Origin of the sequence: Lysobacter sp. M15 (assembly GCF_022662515.1) — a bacterium.
In the GTDB taxonomy this organism is placed as follows: domain Bacteria; phylum Pseudomonadota; class Gammaproteobacteria; order Xanthomonadales; family Xanthomonadaceae; genus JAKPBU01.
In genome coordinates this window covers 18454-30543 of record NZ_JAKPBV010000006.1, presented here as the reverse complement: position 1 = coordinate 30543, position 12090 = coordinate 18454, and the positions used below count along the sequence as shown (strand labels likewise).

The window sequence follows — 12090 nt, the reverse complement described above, 5'->3', positions numbered from 1 at the left end:
CTCCTACGCACATCAGGGCAGATCCCAGCTCTCCTGCAGCCGCTGGTATTCGACCTCCGGCAGCAACACGAACACAGGCTGCATTTCCGGTTTCAGCCAGCGGTACAGCCGCGCCATTGATTCGGGCGCCATCGCGGTGCAGCCCGCGGTGGGTTGGCCCGGCGCTTTCCACAGATGGGCGAAGATGCAGCTGCCGCCGCTTTTGATCGCTGCGGCGTTATGCAGGATCACGAATCCGTTGCGGTAGCGCTCGTCGCCCTGGTTGTGCAGGTCCAGGCGCATCGGCTCGGTCGAGCCTTCCACCGCCGCCGCGCCCACCTCGCGGGCGTCGACGATGCGGTTGTACAGTGGCGAAGCAGGTACATCCATGCACCAGCTGTCCGCGTGCATCTGCTGGTAGGGCAGGGCCGTGTCGGCGCGCGCCGCGTAACCGAAGGCCGGGCCGATGGCGAACACTCCGGCGGGAGCGCGACCGTCGCCTTCGCGTTTCTGCACGCCAGGCTGGGTCGGGTGCAGGCCCACGCCCCAGGCGCTGCCGCTGCGACCGACGGTGATTGCGACGCTATCGCCCTGTTCCTGCCAGCGGCCGCCGGCGCTGCGTTCGTAGGTGCGCAGCAGGCCCTGGGTCGCGTTCCAGTCGGCAGTGGTCACCAGGATCAGCTGCCGCGACTGCGACCATGCGTTGCCGCCAGATGCGCGCCCGCCCTGCGTGGCACAGGCGGCGAGAGCGAACGCGTAGATCAGCGCGATGGTTGCGGTCAGGATTCTGGACGACACGAAGCCACTCCGGGCCTGCAGGGGATTCAAGTATCCAGCATCGGCTGGATGCGTTCGAGGTTGGTCTCCAGCTGGTCCAGGCGTCCGCGATCCTCGCACAGCACCAGGCCGACCAGATCCAGCAGCTGCTGCAGTGCCGCCTGATACAGCATCGGCTCGACCTGGGTCCGCTCGTCATGAGCCGAAACCAGCAGCGACAGGTTGGCGTGCGCACGCAGCGGATTGGCGCTGTGCCGGGTGATGGTGACCACGGTGCCATGGCGTTCGCGGAACAGCTGGCCGATCCGGCACAGCGAGGCCTGGCGACCGTGTTCCGAGAATACGAACAGCACATCGCCGGCGCCGGCCGACGAGACGCCTGCCGGCATCATCACCGGATCGAAGTGATAGATCGCCAGCACGCCGAGCAGCGACAGCTGCATGGCGAAGGCGCGGGCATGGATCCCGTCACGGCCCAAGCCGATCACGAACACCTTGTCCGCGCCGCGGATGGCGTTGGCGATGGCGTCGATCTTCTCCGGCGGGTTGAGCGAGCGGGTCTCGGCCTCGGCGCGCGCCTTGGCGTGCCAGAGCTCTCCGGCGAGGGCCGCATGCGGATCGTCGGGGTGATCCGCGGCAACGTCGCCGCTCTCGGCGCCATCGCCGCGCGCCAGCGATTCGCCGATCGAGAACTTCAGGTCCGGATAGCCCTTGAAGCCGAGTTTCTGGCTGAACTTCACCACGCTCGACTGGCTGATCCCCAGCGCGTCGGCGAGCTGCTGCGAGGAGTAGTCGCGCAGCAGCTGGGCGTTGTCGAGCAGGAAGTCGGCGATGCGCCGCTCGATCGCCGACATGCTGTCGCGCTCGGCGCGGATCCGGAGCAGGGGCGACATGTGCGTGGCTCAGCCGGGAATCGGTTCCAGGCCGCGGATCTCGCGGATCCCCAGCCCCGGTGCGTCGGAGATCGAGATCTCCGACTCGTTGAAGGTCACGCCACCATCGACCGGGTCGAACCTGGCGAGCGAGGGCCCGTCCAAGTCGACCTTGGTGATGACGTCCGCCTTGGCCACGGCCAGGTGCACCGCCGCCGCCACGCTGATGCTGGTCTCGATCATGCAGCCAATCATGCACTGGACACCGTACAGCGCGGCGATGTCGGCGATCCGCACCGCGTTGGAGATGCCGCCGGTCTTCATCAGCTTGATGTTGATGATGTCGGCCGCGCGGCGCTCGATCAGGTCGATCACCTGCAGCGGCCCGAACACGCTTTCATCAGCCATCACCGGCGTATGCACCCGGTCGGTCACGTACTTCAGACCGCTGATGTCCTGTGCCTTCACCGGCTGCTCGAGCAGTTCCAGATGCACGCCCGCTTCTTCGAGCAGATGCATGGCGTGCACCGCCTGCTTCGCGGTCCAGCCCTGGTTGGCGTCCAGCCGCAGCAAAGCCCGCCCTTCGACCGCGGCATGGATCGCCTTGACCCGCTCGATGTCCACGCCGATGTCCTTGCCGACCTTGATCTTCAGCGACTCGAATCCGCGATCCACGGCCGAAATCGAATCGGCCACCATCTTGTCGATGTGGTCGACGCTGATGGTGATGTCGGTGGTGATTACCGGCTCGCCGCCGCCGAGCATCTGGTACAGGGGCGCGCCGTAGAGCTGGCCCCACAGGTCGTAGACCGCGATCTCGACCGCGGCCTTGGCGCTGGTGTTGCGCTCCAGCGCGGTCTGCACGATGCGGGTGATGCGGTTGAGGTTGGCGATGTCCTCGCCCACCAGACGCGGCGCGATGTGCTTGCGGATCGCCTCGATGATCGAGCCATGGGTATCGCCGGTGATCGGCGCGGTGGCCGGCGCCTCGCCGTAGCCGACGTTGCCGCTGTCGGTATGGATGCTGACCACGATGTCCTCGACGGTATCCACCGTGCGCAGCGCGGTCTTGAACGGTGTCTTCAGCGGCACCCGCAGCATGCCCAGCCGGATCTCGGTGATCTTCATCGTTTTCCTTGTTGCGTAGGGCGGGTCTTTAGCCGCCATCGTGTTGTTGCAGTTCGGCTTCGGGTTCGACGGGCCAGGGCCCACCCTACGGCCGGATCCGTTGGATATTGGTCATCCGATCGATGTAGCTGTGCTCCTGGTCGAACCGCAGCGGCGTCAGCGGCGTGACCGAGACGCCGTTGAGGTGCCCGGAGACCAGCCGGCCGTCCGCGCCACGCCAGCTGCCGCCATTGGTGTCGTGGATCACGTAGGGCATGCCCTGGTCGTGCCCGATCACCATCATGACGTGGCCGGGAATGTAGACCAGGTCGCCCACCCGCAACTCGTGCGCCAGTTGCGCGCGCCTGGCCGCGTCGTCGGCTTCCGTGAGTGCGATGCGGTTGAGCACAGGGGTTACGCTCTGGTCGCGGGTGTTGCGCGGCAGGATCACCCCCATGCTGCGATAGACCTCGGACACGAAGCCGCTGCAGTCGCGCGCGTCGTAGTCGTGGCCCCAGCCGTAACGTTCGCCGAGGAACTTGAAGCCCTGCCGGAGCAGGTTGCCCGGAGTGAGCGGCAGGTAGTCCGGCGACACGTCCGCGGTGCGCGGCAGCAGCGCCGGCGCGATCCGCAGGCGTCCATCCGGGTCGCGGACCGGCAGCTCGATCACGTACGAAGCATAGGCCGCCTGGCCGTTGACGCCGCGCTCCCCGGGAAAGTCGCGCAGCCACGGCACACGCACGCCCATGTCCAGCTGCAGGTCCGACAAAGCCGGTTGTTCGGGCGTGGTGGTGGTGCGGACCTCGGCCCCGGTGACCACGAGGTAGGGCGTCCTGTCGGCGTAACCGAGCACCGTGGCCCTGTCTCCTTCCGCCACGAAACGCTTCTCGATCCATGCCGCGTAGAGATTGCCGACTACGAACCACCAGTCGCGGTCGCGGCTCTCGTGCACGATCGCCACCGGAGTACCGGGAAAGAACGCGTTCTCCTGGAAGCGGTCGATGTCGGTGTCGCCGATGCGGTTGAACACGCGGGTCCGCGTCGGGAACGTGCGCAAGGGCGCGCGCTGGACGATCAGGCCATAGCGGGTCGGCTGCGACGGCGGGATCGCCCCCAGGTCGAGCGCTTCGACCCAGCCGTCCGCCCTCGCGGCCGGGATTTCCGCGCCGCCCTGGTCGTATAGCGTGCGCGCCGGGCGCGACGACAGGGCTTCGATCCAGGCGCGCACCTGCGTCGCGGACAGCGCGTCGGGCAAGGTGGCGATATCGCGGGTCGAGGCGTCCGTCTGCAGCAGCCGCCGGTTCTGCGCGGCGATCGCGTCGCGCTCGAGGACGACGGCGTCGGGCCTGCGCTGGAGACCAATCCAATAGGTAGGGTCGAGCTGTGCGGTGTCGACGCCGACGACGCCGGTCGCGCGCGTGGTTTCGCGTGCCTGCAGTGCCGGCTGTACCAGCAGCAGCGCGATGGCGGCCAGCCCGATCCAGCGTACCAACGCCCACCTGTGCCTGGTCATTGCAGCCTCGCGGGCAAGCGGCCCGAGGGCATCATGGAATACATATTTCTTGATTTGCAAGTTCCTAGAATAAATTATTGACGCCCCCCGGACGCCGTGTTACACAGCGATGACGGGGGATCACAGGGCAAGGGGACGAGACCGGTGCAGCGCGGCACGCCCCAGACAACGATGCGGGTCGGCGGCAGGGCGGTTCCGGCCGTGCTGTATGCCTGCCTGCTCGGTCTGGCATGGGCACAGCAACCCGCCCAGGGAAACGACCCCGAAGCGCGGGTGCTGGCACTGATCGACGCGGGGCGCTTCCGCGACGCCGAAAGCGCCATTGCGCAGGCCCAGGCCAGGCCGGGCATCCCGTCCGACCAGCGCGACCGCCTCGGTTTCCAGCGCGAGCGCATGCGCCGGATCCTGCTCGACTTCACCCTGGACCGGGCCGCGCTCGAGGCCGGCGTACGCAAGCAGATTCCCGACCTGACCGATGCCGAGTTCGGCCGCTGGCTCGCAGCCGGCCTGTTCGAAGCCAGGACCATCGACGACAGGACGCTGTACTTCAAGCGCGCCCCGTCCAACCTGTTCCGCCTGAGCGCCGAAGCGCTGGGCAGACGCGATCCGAAGCTGCCGCCGATCACCGACGGACCCATGGAAACGCTCAACCCGCACCAGCGCGCGATCCGCGATGCGGCTTTGGAACAGGGCCGCACCAGCGTGCGTCCGCTGCGCGTACGCATGACCCAGACATTGACCGTCGACGCCGACGCGGTGCCGGCCGGGGAAACCGTGCGCGCCTGGATTCCGTATCCGCGTGCGATCCCGGGCCAGCAGCAGGACATCCGTGCCATCGACAGCCAGCCGGCGCAACGCAGCATCGCGCCGGAGTCCGCGCTGCAGCGGACCGCGTTCCTGCAGCAGCCGGCGGTGGCGGGCAAGCCGACCACGTTCTCGGTCAGCTACGAGCTGACCATCTTCGGGCGCCACCACGCCATCGATCCGGACCGGGTGGTGGCCGCCACGATCACACCGGATCTGCAGCCCTTCGTGCAGGAGCGCGCGCCGCATGTGGTGTTCACCGATGCGATGCGCGCCTATTCGCGCAAGGTGGTCGGCGGCGAAACCAACCCCTACCGCATCGCGCAGAAACTGTTCGCGGCAGTCGACACGATTCCATGGGCCGGCGCGCTGGAATACTCGACCATCGGCAACATCAGCGACTACGCCCTGCACGCCGGCCATGCCGACTGCGGCCAGCAGACCCTGCTTCTCATCACGCTGTTGCGGCTCAACGGCATCCCGGCGCGCTGGCAGTCGGGCATGGTGTTTTCCGACGGCTCCTACGACAACATCCACGACTGGGGCCAGCTCTATCTCTCGCCGTACGGTTGGGTGCCGATGGATGTGACCACCGGTCGCCTGTCCGCCGACAAGGGCACCGGCGACGACCCGTCGATGGAATGGTTCTACCTGGGTGGCCTGGACAACTGGCGCATCGCCTTCAACGACGACTGGTCGCGCGATTTCGTCCCCGCCAAGCGCCACTTCCGCTCCGACACCGTCGACTCGCAGCGCGGCGAAGTCGAGTGGGACGGCGGCAACCTGTACTACGACCAGTGGGATTACAGCTTCGAGTGGCAGCTGCTGCCGCTCGCCGGCGAACAACGCACGGCCGCCGCCGTGAACCATCACTAGCACTCCATCGAACGAGGTCAACGCCATGAGCAGCCGGTCCAGGAACATTCCATCCAGGCGCAGCCCGTCCGCGAGCCGCCCGATCCCAACCGTGCGCAGGACCGTCCTTTGCTTGGCCACCGGACTGTTCCTGGCCACCATGGGCGCGCCAACCGCATTCGCGCAGAGTGCCACGGGCGCGGTGGTCGGACGCGCAGGCGCCGGGGCGCAGGTGACCATCACCAATCCCGACACCGGCTTCAGCCGCTCCGTCACCGCGGGCGCCGATGGCAGCTACCGCCTGGCCCTGTTGCCGCCGGGCGATTACACGGTGCAGGCCGCCGGCGGTGACCCGGTACAGGTCACGGTGTCCCTAGGCAATGCCACCACGGTGAACCTGGGCGACGCCGGCGCCACCACGCTCGGCGCGGTGCAGGTCATCGGTTCGCGGATCGTCACGCCGGTGGATGTGACCTCGACCGAGTCTGCGACCAATATCAATCGCGAGCAGCTGCAGCGGTTGCCGGTCGAACGAGACGCGCAGGCCGTCGCCCTGCTGGCCCCCGGTTTGGTCAAGGGCGAATTCGGTGGCATTTCGTTCGGCGGTTCGTCCGTGGCGGAAAACGCCGTCTACATCAACGGCCTGAATGTCACGGACTTCTACAACCGCGTCGGATTCTCTTCGGTTCCGTTCGCGTTCTACAAGGAATTCCAGGTCAAGACCGGCGGCTACTCGGTCGAGTTCGGGCGTACCACCGGCGGTGTGATCAATGCGATCACCCGATCGGGCACCAATGAGTTCGAGTTCGGTGCCGAAGCCGTGCTGGAACCCTTCTTCAAGGCGGATGGGCGTGATTACTACAACGCAGACGGGGACCCACGTCTGATCAGCAGTCATGACGATTACGACAGCGCCAGCCTGAACCTGTGGGCGTCCGGTCCGATCGTACGCGACAAGCTGTTCTTCTTCGCGATGTACCAGGGGCGGGATTTCGAGCCGGAGAACACCAACGACGAGGGTTCCAACTTCAATCAGGGCAAGTCCGACGACGGATTTTGGGGAACCAAGCTCGACTGGCAGATCACCGACAACCACCTTCTGGAACTGCTGGCTTTCTCGGACAAGAACACGACCACAACCGATATCTACGACTTCGATCTGGAAGCCGGAGACAAGGGCGAGTACCAAAGCACGCGCTATACCGAAAGTGGCGGCAAGAACTGGTCGTTGACGTACACGGGATACCTCACCGACAACTTCTCGATGAAGGCGTTGTACGGCAAGAACGAGCGCAACTCTTCCGGCTTCAGCAACAACGACGTTGACTGCGCGCGCGTCCGCGACCTGCGCGACGTAGGCGAAGGCGATATCGGTTGCACGACCAGCCCCAGCGTGATCGAGCGCTCCGACGAACGCGAAGCCGCGCGGCTGGATTTTGAATGGACACTGGGCGACCATCTGCTGCGGTTCGGCCTGGATCGGGAAGTCAACACCTCGGAACACGAACAGTTCTATCCGGGGCCCGAGCGCATTCTTTATGAGATTCGCGATGTCACCCCCGGGTCGACGCTAGAAAACGGTGGCGTCGTGCCGGCTGGTGTCACGGCCTACGTGCGCACGCGCACCAACGCGGTCGCCGGCACATTCGAGTCGGTGAATTCCGCGTACTACCTGGAAGACAACTGGTCGGTCACGGACAGGCTGCTTCTCAATCTCGGCGTTCGCGTCGAGGCCTTCGACAACAAGGATTCCGACGGCAACAGCTACATCAAGATCGATGACATGATCGCCCCGCGCTTTGGTTTCAGCTGGGACATGAACGGGGATGGCCGCTCCAAGGTATTCGGCAATGTCGGTCGCTACTTCCTGCCGGTCGCGAACGTGATCAACATCAAGCAGGCAGGCGCGTTCGAGGACAATCGTTACTTCTATGCCTTCAACGGGCTGGAGGACTTTGAGTACAACGGTGTCACCTATCAGCGTCCGATCCTGGGGCCGCAGATTGGCGGGGTCTACTCGCAGGGCGACGGCACCGTGGGGGACCTCCGCGGCGAGATCGACAACGACATGGACCCGGTGTACCAGGACGAGTTCATCCTAGGTTTCCAGTCGATGATCGACGACAAGTGGTCATGGGGCGTGCGCGGCATTTACCGCAAGCTGCACAATGCCATCGACGACATGGAGATCACGTCCACCGGCATCATCTGCGACGGAGAGCCGGTCAGCGCAGGGTACATCATGGGTAATCCCGGCAAGGATGCGACGATCTATACCGATACCGACTGCGATGGCGAGGCCGACGGCTACGTGACCATCGACACCTCGAAGGCGGGTTGGGCGCTGTACGACGACGAGGGCAACTATGTAGGCGATACCGGCTACTCGAATCCCAAGCGCAGTTACCGCGCGCTGGAGTTCGTGCTCGACCGGGCCTGGGACGAGAAGTGGTCGTTGAACGCGTCCTATACCCTGGCCTGGAATAAGGGCAATGCCGAGGGACCGGTCAACTCCGATACCGACTTCGCCGACAGCGGACGGACCGAGAACTTCGACGATCCATGGGTCAATTACGGCGGGTACGGCTATCTTCCGAACGACCGTCGCCATCAGGTCAAGTTGCGCGGCACCTATGCCTTCAACGAGAACTGGCAGCTGGGCGCCACATTGAACGCCCAGTCGGGCCGACCGATCAACGAATTCGGCGTCGGCAATCCGTTCGATGGCACCAACTACCACAGCTTCTTCATCTGCGTGGAGAACTGCACCGCCGAGAATCCGTCTGAGCGCGTCTACGAACTTCGCAGTCGCGGTGCAGGGGGACGCCTGGACTGGACCTACGACCTGAGCGCCAGTCTCACCTATCTCAAATCGTTCGGCGACCGCGCTGATCTTCGGGTGAAGTTCGCGATCTATAACCTCCTCAATCAGCGCAGGACGATCGAAGTCGACGACGAGCTGGAATCGGAGATCGGCACCATCAATTCGGAGTACGGGCGTCCCACCGGATTCCAGTCGCCACGCTATGGCCAGCTGACGGTCTCGCTTGACTTCTGATGCGTTGATCGACCGGGCGGCCTGCTAAGGCGGGCCGTCTGATAACACCGTAGACAGGAGTGCAGGCACTCTTCGGACCTGCAAGGAAAAGCAGCGCCCGCAGCCGCTGCATGTGAGTGCCAGGGAGCGCAAGCGATCACCCTGTGCTGCTGCGGCAGGCCGGGTTGACGGTGCAGCCCTGTCATGCCTCAATGCAGACGGGTCAATCGCGCGCGCGGAAGGTTCGCGCCCATGAGGCTGTCGGAACCACGGGGAGGTGGTCATGCGAGTGCATCGTCTTGGCAGCGTGCTGTGTACAGGGATACTGGCCGCATCTGCGGTTCCTGCTGCGGCGCAGTCGGCAGACACCGCGGAGCGGGCCGAAGTCACCACCCTCGACCGGATCGCGGTCACCGGCTCGCGCATCAAGCGCACCGAGGTGGAAGAGGCGCTGCCGATCACGGTGATCGACAGGGCGCAGATCGATCGCGAGGGCATCACCTCGGCCGAGCAGCTGCTGATGCACCTGAACATCGCCGGCAACGGCTCGGACAACCTGGCCAGCAATGCTGGCATCGTCCACGAGGAGCAGCGCGGCAACAACGGCGTGTCCGGCGCGAATCTGCGCGGGCAGGGCGCCGACGCCACGCTGGTGCTGCTCAACGGGCGTCGCGTCGCCACCCACGGCCTGAAGGGACGGGCGGTCGACCTGAATTCGATTCCGTTCGCGGCGATCGACCGGGTCGAGGTGCTGCGCGACGGCGCATCGGCGATTTACGGCACCGATGCCATCGGCGGCGTGATCAACTTCATCACCAAACGCGATTTCCAGGGCGGGCAGGTGTCGGCCTTCGTGGATGCGACCGAAGCCGGCGGCGGCAACATCTACCGCACCAGCCTGCTGCTCGGCGGCGGCGATGTCGAGCAGGACGGCTGGAACGCCTTCGGCGCGCTGAGCTTCAAGAAGAACGAGATCCTGCGCGGCACCGACCGCGATTTCTCCAACGCTTTCCAGCCCGAACGCGGGCTGTCGCCGGACACGCGCGGCACGCCGTTCGCGACCGTATTCAACCGTTCGTCCGATCCCAACCTGATCGGTGCCGGCCTGACCGATCCCGGCGACGGCGCCACGGTGACAGCGATCAACCTGCTCGACCTGCCGGGTGGGCCGGGCTGCGAGAGCGGCGGCGAACTGATGGGCCCGTACGACCACCGGCTGTGGGGCCTGGACTCGTCGCGCTATGCCTGTGCCTGGGACTACCCGGCGGCGGCGGTGATCCAGCAACCGCAGGAGAGCGTCGACTTCATCGGCCGCGCCACGTTCAAGATTGCCGACAACCACGAAGCGTATGTCGAGCTCACCGGCTCGCGCGTCGACGTAGAGAAGACCTTCGAGCCCAACCAGATCTCGCCCGGATCCACGTTCGGCCCCGACACCTGGTATCCGGTCACCGGTCCGGCCTACGACATGATCTACGACGGGCTGGCTGCGTATTTCGGCGCGGACCAGTTGAACTACGGCGAGCGCATCGCCTACCGCTGGCGCTGCATCGCCTGCGGGCCGCGCCGCATCGAAACCGAAACCACGGCCTACCGCCTGCTGGTCGGTTTCCAGGGCACGCTCGGACGCTGGGATTACGACGTCGGCCTGGCCCGGGCGTCGAGCAAGTCCGAATCCACGCTCGGCGGTGGCTATCACTACACCGACGGCCTGCAGGCGCTGCTCGGCAGCGGGATGCTCAACCCGTTCCTGCTGCCAGGCCAGTCGCAGACGGCCGAAGCGATGGCGGCGCTGGAAGCGATCTCCGCCACCGGCGCCAAACTCTACGGCGGCGAGTCGATCCTGACCCAGTTCGACGCGACCCTGTCCGGCGACATCGGGCTGGAGCTGGCCGGCGGCAGCATCGCGATGGCGGCCGGCATCGATCTGCGCCGCGAGGAGTTCGAGTTCACCGCCGACGATCCCGATGAGCGGCGCCCGATCTTCAACGCGCCTTTCGACGACAACAACGTGCTGGAGAACGTCAGCCGCGACATCAAGGCGGTGTTCGCCGAAGTCTACCTGCCGATCTTCGACAGCTTCGACATCACTCTGGCCGGCCGCTACGACCGCTACGACGGGTTCGGCAGCACCACCAACCCGAAGGTCTCGTTCAAGTACCAGCCGATCGATTCGCTGCTGTTCCGCGGCGCCTACAGCACCGGCTTCAAGGTGCCCTCGTTCAACCAGCTGTTCAATGGGGTCAGCGAGCTGCCGTACACAGGACTCGATCTTGCCGACCCGGAAACCTGCCCCGGCGCGGTCGCCGATCCCAACGTGCCCGGGTGCGAACTGATCCAGCCCGACGAGCTGTTCGGCGGCAAGGAGGATCTGGAGCCGGAGGAATCCACCCAGAAGAGCTTCGGCGTGGTGTTCGCGCCGAACGAATCGCTCAACATCGCCGTGGACTGGTGGGAGATCGAGCGCGAGAACACGATCCAGGCGGCCAACCGCGACGTGCTGATCGAGTTCTACGACGTGTTCCGGGACAACTGGATCCGCGACGCCAGCGGCGAAGTCGTGGCGATCGATCGCCGCTACATCAACTCCGGTGGCAGCCTCAGTCGCGGCGTCGAACTCGACGCCAACCTGTTCGGCGAGTTATGGGGCGGGCGCTGGCGCATCGGCCTCAACGGCAGCTACATCGACACCTTCAAGACCAAGGCGCTGGAGTCGCTGCCGTACACCGACAACCTGGTGGGCGAGTACGTGCGCTATTACAACTTGCCGATCAAGTGGAAGCACACGCTGAGCCTGGGTTACGAGTACGGCGACTGGTCGCACAACTTCAGCCAGCTCTACCGCGGTGGCTACGACGACGAGGAACCTGTCAGCGTGGCCAACGGCAGCTACGTGCCGCCGGATTGGGATCCCGAAGTCGACAGCTACATCACCTACAACTACAGCGTCACATACACCGGATTCGAGCAGCTCAAGCTCGGCTTCGGCGTCAAGAACCTCTTCGACGAGGATCCGCCGTTCACCGCGCACCAGAACGACTTCGCCGCCGGCGCCGGTTGGGAAGCCAGGGTGGGCGACCCGCGTGGTCGCTCCTATACCGTCCTGGTGGAGTACAACTTCTTCTGAGCAGGATCGGGGCAATCAT

Annotated in this window: 7 protein-coding genes; 3 read left to right on the top strand and 4 right to left on the bottom strand. The window is 65.5% G+C overall.

Features of this window, described 5'->3' with window-relative positions:
- Positions 1-12: 12 nt before the first annotated feature.
- The 4 genes from MC380_RS05370 to MC380_RS05355 form a co-directional block, all read right to left on the bottom strand.
- On the bottom strand, positions 13-750 hold the full coding sequence (locus tag MC380_RS05370) for a L,D-transpeptidase family protein (RefSeq protein WP_242102970.1): 738 nt from the start codon (positions 748-750) through the stop codon (positions 13-15).
- 53 nt (positions 751-803) lie between these two features.
- On the bottom strand, positions 804-1649 hold the full coding sequence (locus MC380_RS05365) for a MurR/RpiR family transcriptional regulator (RefSeq protein WP_242102606.1): 846 nt from the start codon (positions 1647-1649) through the stop codon (positions 804-806).
- Positions 1650-1658: 9 nt separating this feature from the next.
- Complete coding sequence (locus tag MC380_RS05360; protein WP_242102607.1) at positions 1659-2756, bottom strand: dipeptide epimerase; 1098 nt, start codon at positions 2754-2756, stop codon at positions 1659-1661.
- A gap of 85 nt (positions 2757-2841) precedes the next feature.
- Entirely contained in the window at positions 2842-4248 is a 1407-nt protein-coding gene (locus tag MC380_RS05355; RefSeq protein WP_242163457.1) for an SH3 domain-containing protein, read from the bottom strand.
- A gap of 171 nt (positions 4249-4419) precedes the next feature.
- On the opposite strand from MC380_RS05355, the gene MC380_RS05350 reads away from it, so the two are divergent.
- The 3 genes from MC380_RS05350 to MC380_RS05340 all read left to right on the top strand — a co-directional run bounded on the left by MC380_RS05350 (position 4420) and on the right by MC380_RS05340 (position 12071).
- Complete coding sequence (locus MC380_RS05350) at positions 4420-5928, top strand: transglutaminase-like domain-containing protein (RefSeq protein WP_242163455.1); 1509 nt, start codon at positions 4420-4422, stop codon at positions 5926-5928.
- Between the two features lie 139 nt (positions 5929-6067).
- A complete protein-coding gene (locus MC380_RS05345; RefSeq protein WP_242163691.1) occupies positions 6068-8965 on the top strand; it encodes a carboxypeptidase regulatory-like domain-containing protein in 2898 nt (965 codons plus the stop codon).
- A 262-nt stretch (positions 8966-9227) separates the two neighbouring features.
- A complete protein-coding gene (locus tag MC380_RS05340) occupies positions 9228-12071 on the top strand; it encodes a TonB-dependent receptor (protein ID WP_242163453.1) in 2844 nt (947 codons plus the stop codon).
- The last annotated feature ends 19 nt before the right edge of the window (positions 12072-12090 follow it).

Coding starts and splice junctions, on each gene's coding strand:
- MC380_RS05355 (WP_242163457.1), bottom strand. CDS start 4,248: ATGACCAGGCACAGGTGGGCGTTGGTACGCTGGATCGGGCTGGCCGCC.
- MC380_RS05365 (WP_242102606.1), bottom strand. CDS start 1,649: ATGTCGCCCCTGCTCCGGATCCGCGCCGAGCGCGACAGCATGTCGGCG.
- MC380_RS05360 (WP_242102607.1), bottom strand. CDS start 2,756: ATGAAGATCACCGAGATCCGGCTGGGCATGCTGCGGGTGCCGCTGAAG.
- MC380_RS05350 (WP_242163455.1), top strand. CDS start 4,420: ATGCGGGTCGGCGGCAGGGCGGTTCCGGCCGTGCTGTATGCCTGCCTG.
- MC380_RS05340 (WP_242163453.1), top strand. CDS start 9,228: ATGCGAGTGCATCGTCTTGGCAGCGTGCTGTGTACAGGGATACTGGCC.
- MC380_RS05345 (WP_242163691.1), top strand. CDS start 6,068: ATGGGCGCGCCAACCGCATTCGCGCAGAGTGCCACGGGCGCGGTGGTC.